Raw genomic sequence first — 16,087 nt, 5'->3', positions numbered from 1 at the left:
GACAAATTTCGGGACATTCATTTCCTCACCCCCTCGAATCGGTATCCGACTCCCCAAACGTTGACCATATAACGGGGGGAAGAAGGGTCTGGTTCTAATTTATCGCGGATTCGTCCAACGTGAACCGTTACTGTATGCTTGTCTCCGATTCCATCCCAGAAGCGTTCAAGCAGCTGCTCATAGGTAAATACTTGCCGCGGATACTCGGCGAACATCGATAAAATATCGAACTCTTTCGGCGTCAAGGCTATAGGTTTGTCGTCCACTCGGGCTTCATGCGCTTTCAGGTCCAGCACCAGAGAGCCGAAATTGAGCGTATGTTCTTCAATCATCTCTTTTTTGCCATATCGACGAAGGACGCTTTGATCCGGGCAATCACTTCTTCCGGTGTCGCGGATTTGACGATATAATCGTCGGCGCCCAGACTGAATCCGCGTATTTTGTCTATATCTGAGTCGCGGGCGCTGAGAAATAGGATCGGGATGTCGCTCGTTCGACGTATGTGCCGACACAGCTCAAAGCCGCTTTGGCCTGGCATCATGATGTCGAGAAGAATGCAGTCGACGGCCAACCGATTCAGGATTTCGATAGCTTCTTCGGAGTTGTAGGCTTTCTCCACTTGGAATCCCTCGTCTTCGAGAAAATCATTTATTAACTCGACTATCGATTGATCGTCGTCTACTAGCAATACCCTTGTCTGATTGTTCATTGAAATTGTCCTCCATCGATTAACTAACCAGCTTCTCTTCCTTTCAAGGATATCATTTTATTCCTCGCTTTTTGACCCTTGTGAGAGAACTGTAACGGTTTGTGACTGTTTTGTGATTGTTTCAGGCATCATTTCGTGACCATTGGCAGATAAGATAAAGAAAAAATGCATAAGCAAAATCAATATTTCTGCGGAAAGGGTAGAGGCTCCTATGGTTAAAATAACGATGACACAAAAAAAATGGTTATTGTTCATCCATTTATTTTTTTCCTCTATTATGCTTGGGGGTGCTTTGACCTTCTTAATCCTAAGTATAAACGCTGGTGTCGCCAAAGATGCGAACCAGTTGCAAATGTGCTATGCCGCCATGCACATATTGGCGAAGACAAGCGTAAGAGTTTCCACGATTGGCGCTACGGTGTCCGGGGTTCTACTCTCTTTGCTGACCCATTGGGGGATGTTCAAATATTATTGGATTATAGTCAAACAACTATTGACGCTGTTGTCGATTTATCTGGGGATTATTGGCATGTATAATTGGACGCTGAAAGCCTTTGAGGTAACCTCGGCGGAGGGGTTGAACGCTCTTCACAATTCTGTCTATATGGTTAACGATCAGCAGCTCTGGGTTGGAATCATACTCCAGATTATTTCTGTTGTGTCTATGTTTATTTTATCGGTTTTTAAACCTTGGGGAAAAAGGAAAACGTCTATCATAACCCGGCGGTGGGAGCCTGATCAAGGATGATCTTCAGAGCGCCGCATATCTGGCGGGTTATCCTCATATTGTGCATGAAGTCTGCGTAGCGGAGCTTCATGTGCCTTTTTGTACGGTTATAAAGTTAAATCTTGTTAAACTGTGTAGAGTTGTAAGAGATAAATAGCCCTGACCTTGTTGACGATGAGGGTAATCGATAAGCTTATTTAGTAAACAATCTGGAGGCCAGTGGCAGAACCGTACAATGAGTAACAGTTACCATAATGTGGTATTATCAAATTATTCGTAAGAAATAGCTAGGATTCATGAATCCTATAAAACCGCAGGTATTTGCGAAGTTTGCAAATAAGACGTTATCAAAAGTCAGATAACACATTATTCACTCTTCTGGCTTAAGGCACTTGGTCTGCCCGAGGCATTTCAGAGAAGCAGTAACAGGAAGACAACCCTGCGAAATTACGTCTTCGATCCAGTCGCTAGGCTCATTTAAGTCTTCGATTTCGTGAGTACAACAACGTATAGAAGTAAAGTTTAAAACAATAAGAACATTATTTGATTACCTCAATAGTTAAGGGTGATGAAGTGAAGCATATACAAAAAGGGTTATTCTGGGTTGCGTGTTGTTGTTTTTATTTATTCTTGTTTTTACTCTCATGGATTTTTCTAACAACAAATACAACATTGTATTTGGGTAAATTAGTAAATTTAATTGGAATAAAACCAACAACTAATCATATATACGCTTATTATCTAATCGGAACATTACTTACTATTTTATATTGTGCATTTAATGTTTGGCTATATCGAAAGAAAAGAAATATTTTTTGGACAATGTTCATAGTGCATATATATTATTCGTATAAACTTTACAGTATATTGACAGATTCTAACCCTATAAGGATTATCACACCCAATTAAGAAGAAAATTGGTGGGAAATATTATTGTAACTTATTTGATTTAGGCCATATTTGAACCTGGACAACATCACTAAGGTGGCGAGGGTTCGTAAATACACTCTTAGTTCATATAATGAAGGGATTAAATATGTTATTTCATATGAGAAGAACAATGATATTTCAAGTAATTGCTTATTTATTGTTCTTGAGTTTTATTTATTTTGTACTTAAGATAAATTTTCTGCAATCTTTATTTTTCATTGCTTTTTTTATTGGGTTACTAATTTTTACAGCAGGTTACTATTGGAGATTAAAAGATGGGGTTCTCACTAAATATATCTTCTTTTTGCAAAGTGAAGTAATAATGGTGAAAGACATAAAGGTAATCGAAGCAGTTGCCAGAAGAAAACTAGGAGAGGTTTATTTTAAGATCGGTAAGGGACTGGATGAGAATGAATATTATTTTGTTCTTAAGGAGCACAAAGTCAGTTCATTTGCAGGTTGTAAGAACTCCAAGGGAGAGACAATTGGTAGATACCTTAATAAAGTACATAGAATTAAGTTGATTGAAACTACCCAATATAGATTATTTAATTAATAATCTTTTGAAAAAGGTTAGAGGATCAAGCGAAACCTTTAGCCATCATTATTTTCAAGTACTCTAATGCGTCTCTGATAGCTAAGAAAAACAGCCATCAACATCTTCATAATTTTTCATAATTCTTTTATGGACCCTTCAGACTTGCCATTTACTATAGGGTTAAGAGCAGAATGGAGGATGAAGGAATGAAATATGTATTGAAGTATCGGTGGTTGTTCCTTGTATTATGGGTTATTGCTGTACTGGTGATGAATGTAGTCAAACCTGACATGGATACATTGATTAGAGACAAGGGGCAAGCGAAAATTCCAGATTCGTACTCTTCGATTCGAGCAAAGGCTTTGCTCAAACAATTGGAAGAGACACCAAGTGATGTCAAAAAAATGGATGTAGCTATTGTTTTTCACGAGGACCATCAACTGACAGATCAAGAACAGAATGATATTGAGGCCGTAGTAGCACAACTAAAAGGAAAAGCTGGAACCCTCGGTTTGCTTACGGTGAACGATCCGTTCCAGAAACCAGAGCTCAAGGACACGTTGGTATCCTCTGATGGAAAAACGATCATGCTTGCGGCAAGTTTGGACAAGAAAAACAGGTCCGTTCAAGAGATTAGGGATGAGCTTCACAGCGTGCTTAAGCAGGGAAGGGTATCTTCCTATCTAACTGGGAGTGAGTTATTGACGGAGGATCAAATCCAGACCTCTCAGAAAGGTGTAAAAAAAACGGAAACTTTCACTGCCATCTTCATTATTATGATTCTGATTGTGATTTTCCGTTCGCCGGTTGCTCCGGTACTGTCACTGTTCATGGTGGGGATTACGTACATCGTTTCGCTGAATATCGTGGCGGTTTTGGTTGATCATATGGATTTTCCCTTTGCCGCTACAACGCAAACCTTTCTCATACTCGTGTTGTTTGGGATAGGTACGGATTATCAAATCCTGTTGTTGTCACGGTTTAAGGAAGAACTTGGGGAACGCGGAGTAGTCCAAGCGATTGAACGAACTTATCAGACTGCGGGTAGAACTGTATTGTTCAGCGGCTTTGCCGTTATGGTCGGTTTTGCAGTTCTTGGGCTTGCTGAGTTTTCCATTTATCAGTCTGCGGTTGCGATTGCAATCGGTGTAGTAGTTCTGCTAGCAAGCTTATTTACGATTATGCCGATTGTGATGTACCTGTTGGGCAATCGAATTTTCTGGCTCTCCCGTCAAGCGAGTGAACATGGAAGCACTCATTTCTGGACATTCCTTGGACGTATATCGGTGGCAAAGCCTTGGAGGGCTCTTATTCTGATCGCCATGCTGACTCTCCCGTTACTGTTTTTCAATCCAATCAAGTTGTCATTCAACAGCATGGAGGAAGCAGATGCATCGGCTGAATCGGTAACAGGTTTTCATATTTTGGCGGAAAGCTTTACCCCGGGTAAGGCTTTGCCAACGACCGTTGTGGTTTCCACGGATCAAAAGATGGATTCCAGCACGAGACTAGCCTGGATCGATGAATTAACAAGAGCGGTTGCTGCGCTGCCAGGGGTAGAAAACGTATCTGGACCCACTCGTCCCAAAGGTAAGAAGCTCAAGGAATTGTATGTGAATGAACAGCTTTTACAAATTGGCCAAGGATTATCTAAGCCGATTCAAGGAATAGGCCAAATTCCGCAAGGAAAAGGACTTGAAGAGATAACCAAAGGCTTAACGTCTGCACAAACAGCGATTGACCAGATTGGGCAGCAAGGATCCACGGATTGGTTCTACGCTCCTGAGACGGCTCTAAGCCAGGAAAGCTTTTTGCGTGCTCTCAACACGTATATGTCTAAAGATCGTACCCAGTTCAAGATGAGTGTTGTGTTGTCCGTTGATCCTTATTCAGGGGAAGCGATGAATATCATCGATGATATTCATCAATCCGTCCAACATGAATTGAAAACCGCTGGGTTTGAACATGCCGAATATGGAATCTCCGGTGTTTCTTCCGTGAACCGGGATCTTAGCCAAATAGCTGACCACGATTTTGCAAGAACCGCTATGCTAATGCTTATGGGCATTACGCTCATGCTATTCTTCACGATGAGATCATTCTGGTTGCCTGTCTTTATGATGGGAGCACTACTGCTGGCTTACTATGCCTCCATGACCATTGTGGAAATGACGATTCCTTCCGTACTTGGTCTAAGCGGGCTGAATTGGAACGTTCCGTTCTTCTCGCTCATTATGGTTGTATCTCTTGGTGTTGACTACAGTATCTTCTATATGATGAGATATAAAGAATACCGGCACCTGCCTTCGAAAGAAGCGGTGCTTCAAACGTTAAAGCATGTCGGCGGTGTCATTCTGTCTGCTGCCGTTATTTTGGCTGGCACGTTCGCGGCCATGATTCCTTCGGGCGTCTCTTCCTTAATCGAGATCGCCACCGTTCTCATATTGGCCTTGTTCTTATTGGCTGTCATCCTATTGCCGATCATGATCCCCGCTTTGCAGATGTTGGAAAGAAGGTTCCAAGAAGAGAATTCAAACAGACAGGAAGATTGATATGAATAAAACAATTTTGATTGCCGATGACGAGCGGGATATCGTAAGGCTAATAGCCGACAGTTTGTCATTTGAACCGTTTCATTTGCTTATGGCCTATTCGGGCAAGGAAGCGTTGGAAATATTGGAAACAGAGCCTGTTGACTTTCTTATTCTGGATATTATGATGCCTGGCTTTGGAGGACTGGAGGTACTCCGTCGAATTAGAGAGAATAACCCAGTCCATATCCTGTTGCTCAGCGCTATGGATCGAGATATCGATAAAGTCACCGGCTTCGAAATCGGTGCAGACGATTACATGACGAAGCCTTTTAGCGTGGAAGAGCTGGTGTCCAAGGTTAGGGCGCATTTCCGCAAGATGGACCGGCTTGAACGGAACTGGAAGAGTGATACTCCAGATCTACTGAATCCAGTCCAAACGGCTGATGAACCGCTAATGCTGAATCCATCTTCTTTTGAAGTGTTTCAGTTTGGAGAACGATTAGACTTTTCAGCGAAAGAGTTCCAAATTTTATATTATCTGGCCAGTCATCCTAATCAGGTCTTAAGCAGAGAGCAAATTTATGAGCATGTATGGGGCGATGAGCACGGAGATTATAATACGGTAACTGTGCATATCAAGAATATACGGAAAAAACTCGGCAAATCTTGTGATGTCATTAAAACCATATGGGGATACGGCTACAAATTTATCTTAAGGGGCTTGGTGAAATGAAGCTGAAAATCAAGCTTCCCCTTCTCTTTTCTTTGATTTTTGTAATCCTTTCCGTCAGTTTTTTTCTATATTTACGAAGCTATGCGTTCGAGGCGATTATTTATCATGCAGAAGAAGTCAAAAATTCGTTTGATAAGGAGAATCAGCTTTTGGCCTCCAAGATCATGGCTAATGGTTCTGGAGATTCAACCGTGTTCGCCTCCATGGATGAATTGGGTAATGAGAACATAACAATTTCCTTGTATGACAGAGACATGACTCATCTCATCCATCAAGGAGGGCATGTGGACTCAACACTGCTGCATACAAGCTGGCACCCGGTATCAGATCATTCAGGTCGCTTGCAATATTTCATCAAAGTAGAACGCAATTTGAAAATTCGGGATTTCACAATGCCCACCTTCGTGATCAAAACGATCACCATCCTCCTGATTTCTCTGGCGATTTTGTTTGTGCTGCTGACGCTATATTTCCACAAGTTGATCACCAATCCGATTCATTTGTTAAATCGAAGGCTATCCATAGTGGCGTTGTCGAGCAGTCTTCCCCTGCTTGCCGTGCGACGAAATGATGAAATTGGCATGCTATATGGACATGTAGCGCAGATGGAAGCGCGAATCCAAACGGCGCGGCGAGAGCAAACAGACCTAATCGGTGTGATCGCACATGATTTGAAGACGCCGTTAACGTCTATTAATGGATTTTTGGAGCTGATGCGAACTCACCGGCAGCTTCAAGAAGAGCAAAAAGAAGAATATATTCACCTCATCGAGAAGAAAGCTGGGCAAATGACTGACATCCTGCAGCAGTTCTCCCATTATGCCAAGAGTGAAATGCAGCTGCAACATCTTTCTATGTTCCCAATTCCAATGGAATCCCTCTATGTGAGTCTAGCATCGGAGTATGACGCAGAATTATCCGGTTATGATCATGAATTGATATGGTCACATTCGTTCAAGGCAGGGGATTTCATTGTAGGGAATGAAACTGCTTTGCGCAGAGTGTTCGCCAACTTGTTCAGCAATTGCGTGCGATATGGCAACAAAGAAGAGCTGACCATTCGAATGAACGGGCACATGACAAGCAAGAAAATCATCATCGCGATCGAAGACGATGGAGTAGGTGTACCGGAAGCGGATTTACCTAGAATATTCGATCTGTTCTACACGGTTGATCATGCTCGGCAAAGCGAAAAGGGTGGAACCGGACTTGGACTTGCGTCATGCAAATCTATTATTGAACGCCATGGCGGAAGTATAGAAGGCTATCGAGCTAACTCTGGAGGATTAGGTATTGTCATTGAACTGCCAGTAGATAAAGAATAATGGGGCCCAGCTAACTCTTAAGAAGGGGAGAATGTTGGCACTACTTAAAATAGGAACGTAATAAATTTGACAGAGAGGAACAATCATATGAATATTTTCGGGACATTTGTAGCCATAATACTAGCAATATTAGCTTCCATATTTTTAGGTCCCTATGGAGGTATCTTAGTACTTGCAATGATATTTGGCCTTATTTTAAGTACACATCAGAGAAACAAGAAAATACACGAGGATTTACAACGAATAAAAGAGCATTTAGGAATTGAAGACAAAGACGATTTTAATATGACAGAAGAAGAAATTGAAAAAGAATTAGAACAAGAACAAGAACAAGAGGAACTGAACGAATCGGAGGAATTAGTTAAGATCAATGAAGAGATAGAGAAAGAGCTGGAGCAATATCTAGACAAGAATAACGATCAAGACAAGGGGCTCTAATATCTCTACTAAGTAGAGAAGAAGAGAACTATAGAAGCTTTTGCAGCCACGATCACGTAAGGTTCCCGGTTTCGGTAACTCAAATTAATAAAGGGAGTTCAAAGCAACTTTCTGATTCATGTTGATGTATGCTGCCTCTGGTGCATTATTTTCAAATGCAAATTTGAAAATATTGTTTTTATCAGTTAAATCTCTCGTACTGATATTTAATTTTTCTTTCCCAAGTTCCACGATTATCTCTCTCTTATTTCCTAAACATGAATTTCATTATGTTGTACCCCCTTTGTAAGCGGATTGATAATTCCGAATTTCACTTCCCCTAGATTTTATTGAAACTGAAGCCCCTCTGTTCATTCTATAAGAGCTTAAAATAGTACCCTTGATGGCTTAGATGAAGAGCCAATGCTTCATAGCTTTCATAGTCAACATTAGTAGGAATAAACGGGTTGGTTGATATCGTTTTTACAAGATAAACAAGTCCATCCTGTTCAGCTAGAACTTTTGCCCTATCCAGGGGATGTACATTTTCTTTCTTCATGACCTCGATCCGGGCTATTTCTTCATGAAGCTTATGCAAATTCTCATCTTGAATCATATATTGAATAATGACGGCGGACATAGTACCCTGATCCAGATTTCCTTGCTGGATGGCGCGCTCGACATCTTGTTTGGTTAGGACATCGTATCGAATGGAATCGATCCAAAGAGGGGCTTGTATCGTATAGCCATTGGAAATCATAGACTGCGATTGTTCGTTATCAAAAGCTATCCACTTATTCGGCGTCAGATCTACGGTGGTGGTTGAACCATCCCAACCTACTTGCACATTTAATTGCTCACTTAAACTGCGAATAGGTACATAGGTTGTATCGTTGTAGGTAATCGTCTCTATCGATGTCTGTACCCCGTTAAGCTTCAGCTTTAAGTCATGATTGATATAAGCTTTGACTTCTTCCAGCCTTGGGTCGGCATGCACTATTGTTCCTATTCCAACTACTAGTGCAACCATCCATCCAGAGAGTAGAACCATTTTATTCATCTTTACATCTCCTCCGTTCAAATTAGGTTTAAGCTTAAAACTAATATCCAAAACATAATTCTATAATAAATGTTTGCAACATATCACCTCTTTTCATTGTTATAAGTATAGACGTTAAAGATTACAAACAGTTGTAAAAAATAGGAATTTATTAAACGTGGTTTTTCTGATACAGTGAATTTTTTTATTTTTTACTAGTGAAATTTACCGATAAATCATGGTTTATTGGAGGTTTCTATGGCGCATGTCTTGATGATTGAAAGCTGGGTAGGGGCAAGCGGCAACCTGCTGCCACCACGTCTTAAGTCTTTGGGGCACACGTATATCTTTGTTTCAAATGAGGTCCAGGTATACAATAATTCTTTATGTTGAGAATAATTATCAATATAATAGAAGGAGGAGAATGGCCGCAGTGGTGCGGCCGGAGGGATTGAAACGCTGCGACGGCTCCCTCCCGTTTCTGCTTTCCCTTTACATCCCCATCATCCGTAAACGCCGGTTCATATCTTCGCCTTGAATCTTAGCTAATTCCAAGGGTAAAGCATCCACTTTATGAATATTGGTATGACCTACATGTTCTTTCCAAGCTGAGCTTAATAATTGATGTCGTTGCCAGATGAGTTGAAAATATTGCGATTCTTCAGGATGCTGCACATAATCAGGTTCTTGTTCTACGGTGATATTAAATAACTCGCTTAGCAAGGTTTTAGCCATCACCCAATGTCCAGCTGCATTCGGATGGACACCATCGCCGGAACGAAAGTCTGCGTCCAACTTGCGTTCCTGTTCTCTATGCTGCAGAAGCGGGTCATATAGGTTAACAACCGCGTCTGCCTCAGTATTCAAGGATAAAACCCAATCCGCATACCGTCTCAGCACATCGTTGTATTGGGCATATGGCGTCATGAAGCTATAAGCCTCTTGACCATCAGGTAAAGGAACGGCTTCGTTTAACGATTTAACATCAAATGGCGGCGGAGTCATGACGATCGCTTTAGCCCCCATTTGTTGGATGTCTTGAATGGCCTGCAGCATACCTTGCTGATAAGCCTGGAATCTTGCTTCGGAAAATGGCGAATAGATGGCATCATTCATGCCATATCCCATGACTACCCAATCTGGTTTACTTTCCACTAGTGCCCTTGCTAGTCGATCATGTAGGCAAGGTCGTGGAAAAGGATGATCAGACTCGCTTAATCCAGAGACGGTTTCACTGCTTACACCAAGGTTGATCAATGTGAAGTAAACGTCTGGTAAATGCTGTTTGAAATAAGCGTCCAAATAGGCTATAAATGTTCCTTCATCGGTTATGCTGTCTCCAAGAAAAACAATTCTTTTGACAAGCGGCAGCGCTGATTTCGTTACGGATAATAGGGTCATTATTTTTTGCTCCTTCACAATAGAATATTTGGCAAATAGTCAAATGAAACGAGCTCTCCCTAATCATACAGGAGAACTCGTAATATGAAATGATTATAGCGTGAGCCGGTCACGCGTTGTAGTCACATTCAACATCTTGTCTATCGTATATAGACAGCCAGGTTCCAGAACAAACGGGACTCTCCGATCCCCGTGACGAAGGAATGTTCTTCTGGCTGAGAACGCCTGAATCTTGGCTTCAACTAACTCTCCGTTGTTCCAGGTCAAATCCACTTCCGCATTTCCTTTCGCCCGCAGGCCCGTGACCTTACCTGTCGACCATTTTTGGGGAAGCGCAGGGAGGAAATGGATTTCGCCTGCATGACTTTGCAGCAGCATTTCTGCTATGGCTGCAGTTCCGCCAAAATTGCCGTCCACAACACATATATTTTTCTCCGCACCGGCGATCCCTGCTTTGGAATACGTTAGTAAATTGTCAAAGCACAATTGGCCGATTAAATGAGAAAGCTGGTTGTATGCAGTTTCGCCGTCCATCAATCTGGCAAAGTTCGCAGCAAAGCCGGCAGCTGTAAACTCAATATCCTCCAGATCTTCACGTTGCCTGCGGTTCTCCAATGTTCGTCTTGCAGCAGCACTGAGCTCCGGCGTTCCCCCTGGCGTCACTTGATTGCTGGGATACAAACAGAACAGATGGGAAAAGTGTCGATGGTCTGGCTGAGCTTCTTCATAATCTTCAAGCCATTCCTGGATTTGCCCTTTTTGACCAATTTGCAAAGGCGGCAGTAAGGCTATAGCTTCCTTCAGCTTCTGCTGCCATTCCACATCCACTTCCAGCAGCTCGGCTGACTCCAGACAAAACACAAACAAATCCCGTACTAAAACCTGATCAAGCGTCGAGCCCATCGACAATTGATGTTCATTTTCCCTGAGCGCATCCGCGTAGAAGCTATTTTCAGGCGAATTCGAGGGACCTGTCACCAACCATCCATAGGTCGGATGAACGGTCATGTAATCCAGAAAGAATATGGCAGCTTCCTTCAAAATAGGATAGGCCCGTTTTGCCAAAAACTCCTTGTTCAAACTAAACTCATAATGCTCACGAAGATGAGTAGCAATCCATAGGCCCCCTGACACATTCAGCCCCCAGGAGGTTTCCCAGCCAGGTGCTGTAAATCCCCAAGCGTTGGAAAATACATGCGCAACCCATCCCTCGCATCCGTAAAAGTCTTTGGCGGTTGTTTGCCCAGCAAGCGATAGTCGTTGGATATAATCCATCAAGGGCAGATGACATTCAGCCAGATTGCTGACTTCCGTTGGAAAGTAATTCATTTGCGTATTGATGTCTAGGTGGTAGTCGCAGCTCCATTGCATACGGTTGGCTTCTCCATCATTCCATATCCCTTGCAAGTTCAAAGGCAATGGGGAGTCTGCCCGCGATCCTGAAATCATTAAATATCGGCCATATTGAAAAAACAGAGCAAACAACTGCGGATCATTCTCTGTTCCATTCAGGAGCAGTTGTACTCTTTCATCGGTTGGGAGGTGATCATAGGCTGAAGCTCCAAAGTCAGCCTCAACTCTTGTATATAAACGCCGATAATCCATGATGTGATCTTCTTTAAGTTGCTCATATCCTTTGACAATAGCTTGCGCCACTTGCCGTTCAGATGCCTGAATCCATTCCTCATCGTTTTTTTCATAATCTGTGTGGGCAGCAAAGTAGACAACGACTTCATCTGCATCTTTGACGACAATGCGATCTGCATCGTTATCAACAGTTCCACCTTGGGCAAGCACTTTCACTATTCCTTGGCTGGAAACGCCGCACTGACCATCACTATGAATGGTTTCCGTCGCTTTCCCTTTGAAAGCAAGCGTTCCTACATCCGGAAGCCAAGACGTAAAGTTGTCTGTTCTTCCTTCGATGCCAAGTGAAAATGAGATTCCGCCTGCTTGTGTACTCGATAATTTCGCTGCCACGATGCCGTCAGCATGGGAGGCAAATATTTCTCTTGTAAAGGTGTTTCCATTGACCTTGTATGAAACCCGGACGATGGCCTGATCCAGACTTAATTCACGGGTGAACGCTTCTCCTTCATGCTCAAACTGCCAGATGATATCACACAGCGTCAAATTAGTACCGAAGTTCATTTTCTCCGGCTGTAAAATCTGTTTAGCTACCTCTTCCCCCTTGGTGTAGTCTCCTGAAAAGAAATGCTGCCTCATGCGGTCGAGGTCATCTTTCCCCTTGGAATGACTCGGTATAGGCTCCGATTTTCCCGACCAAAAGGTTAATTCCGTCATGCTCCATGTTTCACTGGCTATTCCTCCATAAATGACAGATCCTAATCTGCCATTTCCTATGGGCAGTCCTTGTGACCATTCCAGCGCAGGGCGAGGATACCAAAGCTTCATTTCATTCATGATGCACCATCCTTATCATTCATCTCTCTTGTGTTGACCCTCATGTGGTCTAACCTTTTACTGCGGAATTCACTGTCATAGCCCGTTCCACTTGCTCACTAAAAAACAGAAACAAGACAACCATAGGAAGACTCGCGATCGTCATGACGGCGCCCATCCCGCCCCAATCCGTTGCGTACTGTCCCTGAAAATACACCAAGCCGATAGGCAGCGTACGTAAGGCTTCTTTTGAAATCAACGTATACGCCAGTAAAAATTCATTCCAGCTTCCCAGAAATTGCAAAATAATAATGGTTGCTATAGCCGGGGTGATGATAGGGAGAATAATCTTAAAGAAAGCACGATAAATGGATGCCCCGTCCATGCAAGCCGATTCCTCCATTTCGAAGGGAATTCCGCGAAGAAAACCATAAAACACCAAAGATGCAAAGGGGAGTCCAATCGCAATATAAGGAATAATCAATGCCCCGTACGTATTCGTAAGATAAAGGTTCTTCATCATAATAGCCAAAGGTATCATGATCACTTGTAGAGGAATAAACATCCCGATGATCATGTAGGTTCTTACAAATTCTCTAAATTTCCATTGCAATCTCGCAATGGCATAAGCGAACATAACCGCAAATATGACAACACCTATCGTGGTCATTGTAGATACAAACAAACTATTTCCGATGTACCTCAGCAAATTAAATTTATTCCAAGCGTGAATGTAATTTTCGAATCTAAAATGTGTCGGTATGCCGAAAGGGTTAGTTACAAAGATCTCGTCATTGTTTTTTAAAGAATAAAAAACCATCCAAACTAAGGGATACACAGAAATCAGAAAATATATCCACAAAAATGATTGCAGCAACACTTTAGGCAATTTATTTATAATAGTCATAGCTGATGAACCCTCCGCTTTGCTTTTCATTTAACTGTTATCCCGGCTGAAAAACTTGTTAATAACCACGGTGATAATTAAACTTATCACAATCAACAAGACGGAAATCGCACAAGCATAACCATATTGATTAGCGCCAAACGCATTTCGCATAATCATGAACGTCAACGTATAGTTCGTCGTACCCGGTCCGCCATTCGTCATGATCAGCATTTGTACAAAAGCCCCAATTCCCGCTGTTAAACAAACAACCAAACAAAACTTGAACGTTTCTGTCATGAGTGGAATGGTAATAAACAAATGTGCTTTCCATTTGCTTGCTCCATCTATACGTGCGGCTTCCATGTAAGACTCTGGAACTGACTTTACACCTGCGTATAGTAAACTAAATTGAAATCCCATGTATTGCCAAGCATTTACAAATGCAATCGCAATGATCGATTTCGTAGGAGAGTTCAGCCAATCTTGTTGATAGGACACACCCAGCGTTTGAAGTATCTTGTTAATTAATCCGTTTTCGGGATCATATATCGCTAGCCAAAGCTGACACACGACAGTGACAGACAAGACAACCGGGATAAAATAGGCGGTTTTTAAAATCTTCCGACCTTTTACTGTGGCATCTGCACAAATAAGTGCGAGAATCGTACCTAAACCAATTTGAAATACCATCAAAACGAGAGCAAATATACCGCCATTTTTGAGTGAGGTGAAGAGTAATGGATCTTCCATCAGATCAATAAAATTTTTAAAAGCGATAAATGTGCCGGCACTGACACCGTCCCACTCAAAGAAACTGCGATAAAAGGTCTGAAGTATGGGATAAAATACAATCACACTGTATAGAAGAAGCGCCGGCGCTAAAAACAAAATAATAGCCGTCTTGTTGCCTAAATATTGTCTCATCTCCAAGCTCCTATTCTGAGAAAAATCTCACATCGCTTTGTAGGTCGATGTGAGATCTCTTTATTAAAGTGAATCTCTTATTTATCTTTCAAGGCTTTATTCATATTGCTCACAAATTGATCAACTGAGAATCCTGGCACTAGTAGGTTCTGGGAGTTGTCGTCTAGCGCCAACCCAATTTTGGTATTGCTCAGTACGGCTGCATATCCAGTAACATTCGGTATGATTTCCTTAGACAAGCGCTGCAGCATGGCAGGAACTTCAACTTGAACAGGTTTATCAACCTTCACAGAAACAATAGGGTTACCTACCATCGTGTATTTATATTCCGCGTACTTGCGAGCCATAAACGCAGCTACTTTAATGGCCGTTGCTTTATCTTTCGTTTTGCTTGAAACGACGAAGCCTGTAGCATCTCCTTGCCCATCCATCATAAACTTCGATTTTTCGTAAGTAGCCTCATCCTTAGCAGGCCAGTACATCCAATCTACATTATCGCCCAGATTTTTTTGTGAGCTGGAAATTTCCCACTGTCCGTTAACGAACATGGCTGCTTTCCCTTGATAAAAGGATGCTGAAGCTTGATCGTAATTTGTATTCGTCGCATTTTTGGCAAATAATCCAGCCGCTTGCAATTCGGATACTTGTTTCGCAGCCAGTTTCAATGCTTCAGGAACTTCCATCGCTTCATTCAGAACGCCGAATCCCTTAGGATCTTCACGTACCATAAATCCTCTTAGGAAAGCATTCCCGATCCATTTTTCTTTTCCGAAAATGGCCATTGGCGTAATGCCTTTTGCGGTAAACACTTTTGCAGCTTCCTTCAATTCATCAACGGTTTTGATGGGAAGTTTTACACCTGCATCGGCAAATATTTTTTTGTTATAATATATGATTTGAAATTCTATGCCACCGTACGGGTACCCATATACATGACCATCAGGTGCAATTAATTTGGGTTCGTTGCCTTTGAGCAGATCTTTTTTGAATTTCTCTGTTTCCGCTTCTTTATCCAGCACTAAGATGTTATTTGACTTATTAGCGATCTGGATCAAATTCCAGTTCATATCGACAATATCCGGTAAATCACCTGTTGCCATTTGTGTTTTAAGTTTTTGATTATCATCTTGTAAGGTCGGCTCTAATAACAATTCCACATTAGGCATTTCCTTCTTAAGCTCAGCAGCCGCGTAGTCATAAGGTTTGGAGGTATCGTCATCAAAATGCTGTGCTGAGATTCTCAGCTTCACAATCTCATTCGATGGTTTATCGGATGGCTTGGTTGTTTCGGCTGTTGTCGCCTTAGTGGTTGGCGAAGCGCTTACATTCGTTTCTTTCGTGGCTGCCCCACAGCCTGACAATGTAACGGCCATGACAGCCGTAAGTGCCACACTATTAACTTTCATCCATTTTTTCATCTTTAGACTCCCCTTCATCTATTGAAAGTTATGGTTTCGGCTTCATCCATTAACCATAGCCTAATTATAGAGATGTACGACTAGCTAATGAATGAAGTAT

The 16,087-nt window shown here is 42.1% G+C and carries 15 protein-coding genes; 6 read left to right on the top strand and 9 right to left on the bottom strand.

Going from position 1 to position 16,087, the window contains the following annotated elements; translation table 11 throughout:
- Positions 1-17: 17 nt before the first annotated feature.
- Both FU659_RS38360 and FU659_RS38355 read right to left on the bottom strand, forming a co-directional pair.
- On the bottom strand, positions 18-332 hold the full coding sequence (locus FU659_RS38360; RefSeq protein WP_315971335.1) for a winged helix-turn-helix domain-containing protein: 315 nt from the start codon (positions 330-332) through the stop codon (positions 18-20).
- A complete protein-coding gene (locus FU659_RS38355) occupies positions 329-688 on the bottom strand; it encodes a response regulator (RefSeq protein WP_315971334.1) in 360 nt (119 codons plus the stop codon). Before FU659_RS38355 ends, FU659_RS38360 begins: the two co-directional genes overlap by 4 nt.
- Positions 689-935: 247 nt before the next feature.
- On the opposite strand from FU659_RS38355, the gene FU659_RS18425 reads away from it, so the two are divergent.
- The 6 genes from FU659_RS18425 to FU659_RS18400 all read left to right on the top strand — a co-directional run bounded on the left by FU659_RS18425 (position 936) and on the right by FU659_RS18400 (position 7,934).
- Entirely contained in the window at positions 936-1,457 is a 522-nt protein-coding gene (locus tag FU659_RS18425; protein ID WP_261807900.1) for a hypothetical protein, read from the top strand.
- A gap of 1,000 nt (positions 1,458-2,457) precedes the next feature.
- Positions 2,458-2,922 carry a hypothetical protein gene (locus tag FU659_RS18420; protein WP_222708573.1) on the top strand — a complete coding sequence of 155 codons (465 nt, stop codon included), beginning with the start codon at positions 2,458-2,460 and terminating at the stop codon, positions 2,920-2,922.
- A 188-nt stretch (positions 2,923-3,110) separates the two neighbouring features.
- On the top strand, positions 3,111-5,456 hold the full coding sequence (locus tag FU659_RS18415; protein WP_187274235.1) for an MMPL family transporter: 2,346 nt from the start codon (positions 3,111-3,113) through the stop codon (positions 5,454-5,456).
- A 1-nt stretch (position 5,457) separates the two neighbouring features.
- Positions 5,458-6,171 (top strand): response regulator transcription factor, encoded by a 714-nt coding sequence (locus FU659_RS18410; protein WP_147948918.1) that lies wholly within the window; start codon positions 5,458-5,460, stop codon positions 6,169-6,171.
- Positions 6,168-7,496, top strand: a complete 1,329-nt coding sequence (locus FU659_RS18405; RefSeq protein WP_187274234.1) for a HAMP domain-containing sensor histidine kinase — start codon at positions 6,168-6,170, stop codon at positions 7,494-7,496. Before FU659_RS18410 ends, FU659_RS18405 begins: the two co-directional genes overlap by 4 nt.
- 87 nt (positions 7,497-7,583) lie before the next feature.
- Entirely contained in the window at positions 7,584-7,934 is a 351-nt protein-coding gene (locus FU659_RS18400; RefSeq protein WP_147948916.1) for a hypothetical protein, read from the top strand.
- Between the two features lie 84 nt (positions 7,935-8,018).
- Here the strand turns inward: FU659_RS18400 and FU659_RS35610 are convergent, their stop codons facing one another.
- The 7 genes from FU659_RS35610 to FU659_RS18370 form a co-directional block, all read right to left on the bottom strand.
- Complete coding sequence (locus FU659_RS35610; protein ID WP_187274233.1) at positions 8,019-8,165, bottom strand: hypothetical protein; 147 nt, start codon at positions 8,163-8,165, stop codon at positions 8,019-8,021.
- 124 nt (positions 8,166-8,289) lie between these two features.
- Entirely contained in the window at positions 8,290-8,973 is a 684-nt protein-coding gene (locus FU659_RS18395) for a stalk domain-containing protein (RefSeq protein ID WP_147948915.1), read from the bottom strand.
- A 471-nt stretch (positions 8,974-9,444) separates the two neighbouring features.
- Complete coding sequence (locus FU659_RS18390) at positions 9,445-10,353, bottom strand: SGNH/GDSL hydrolase family protein (RefSeq protein ID WP_147948914.1); 909 nt, start codon at positions 10,351-10,353, stop codon at positions 9,445-9,447.
- Positions 10,354-10,446: 93 nt separating this feature from the next.
- Complete coding sequence (locus tag FU659_RS18385; RefSeq protein WP_147948913.1) at positions 10,447-12,777, bottom strand: glycoside hydrolase family 95 protein; 2,331 nt, start codon at positions 12,775-12,777, stop codon at positions 10,447-10,449.
- Between the two features lie 49 nt (positions 12,778-12,826).
- Positions 12,827-13,426, bottom strand: coding sequence for a carbohydrate ABC transporter permease (locus tag FU659_RS18380; RefSeq protein ID WP_261807899.1), 600 nt, complete (start codon positions 13,424-13,426; stop codon positions 12,827-12,829).
- A gap of 267 nt (positions 13,427-13,693) precedes the next feature.
- Positions 13,694-14,569 carry a carbohydrate ABC transporter permease gene (locus FU659_RS18375; protein ID WP_147948911.1) on the bottom strand — a complete coding sequence of 292 codons (876 nt, stop codon included), beginning with the start codon at positions 14,567-14,569 and terminating at the stop codon, positions 13,694-13,696.
- A 77-nt stretch (positions 14,570-14,646) separates the two neighbouring features.
- Positions 14,647-15,987: an ABC transporter substrate-binding protein gene (locus FU659_RS18370; RefSeq protein WP_147948910.1), complete on the bottom strand. Its 1,341-nt coding sequence runs from the start codon at positions 15,985-15,987 to the stop codon at positions 14,647-14,649.
- Between the last annotated feature and the right edge of the window lie 100 nt (positions 15,988-16,087).

The sequence above is a fragment of the Paenibacillus sp. N3.4 genome, assembly GCF_008017805.1.
Taxonomy (GTDB): domain Bacteria; phylum Bacillota; class Bacilli; order Paenibacillales; family NBRC-103111; genus Paenibacillus_E.
Note: the sequence above shows the minus strand (reverse complement) of the source record. Positions and strands in the feature narration are given on the sequence as shown.

What these genes read in the sequence shown, in the direction of transcription:
- FU659_RS18410 (WP_147948918.1), top strand. Translation starts at nt 5,458, where the DNA reads ATGAATAAAACAATTTTGATTGCCGATGACGAGCGGGATATCGTAAGG.
- FU659_RS18415 (WP_187274235.1), top strand. Translation starts at nt 3,111, where the DNA reads ATGAAATATGTATTGAAGTATCGGTGGTTGTTCCTTGTATTATGGGTT.
- FU659_RS18380 (WP_261807899.1), bottom strand. Translation starts at nt 13,426, where the DNA reads ATGACCACGATAGGTGTTGTCATATTTGCGGTTATGTTCGCTTATGCC.
- FU659_RS18420 (WP_222708573.1), top strand. Translation starts at nt 2,458, where the DNA reads ATGAAGGGATTAAATATGTTATTTCATATGAGAAGAACAATGATATTT.
- FU659_RS18425 (WP_261807900.1), top strand. Translation starts at nt 936, where the DNA reads ATGACACAAAAAAAATGGTTATTGTTCATCCATTTATTTTTTTCCTCT.
- FU659_RS18370 (WP_147948910.1), bottom strand. Translation starts at nt 15,987, where the DNA reads ATGAAAAAATGGATGAAAGTTAATAGTGTGGCACTTACGGCTGTCATG.
- FU659_RS18400 (WP_147948916.1), top strand. Translation starts at nt 7,584, where the DNA reads ATGAATATTTTCGGGACATTTGTAGCCATAATACTAGCAATATTAGCT.
- FU659_RS38360 (WP_315971335.1), bottom strand. Translation starts at nt 332, where the DNA reads ATGATTGAAGAACATACGCTCAATTTCGGCTCTCTGGTGCTGGACCTG.
- FU659_RS18390 (WP_147948914.1), bottom strand. Translation starts at nt 10,353, where the DNA reads ATGACCCTATTATCCGTAACGAAATCAGCGCTGCCGCTTGTCAAAAGA.
- FU659_RS18385 (WP_147948913.1), bottom strand. Translation starts at nt 12,777, where the DNA reads ATGAATGAAATGAAGCTTTGGTATCCTCGCCCTGCGCTGGAATGGTCA.
- FU659_RS18405 (WP_187274234.1), top strand. Translation starts at nt 6,168, where the DNA reads ATGAAGCTGAAAATCAAGCTTCCCCTTCTCTTTTCTTTGATTTTTGTA.
- FU659_RS18375 (WP_147948911.1), bottom strand. Translation starts at nt 14,569, where the DNA reads ATGAGACAATATTTAGGCAACAAGACGGCTATTATTTTGTTTTTAGCG.
- FU659_RS18395 (WP_147948915.1), bottom strand. Translation starts at nt 8,973, where the DNA reads ATGAATAAAATGGTTCTACTCTCTGGATGGATGGTTGCACTAGTAGTT.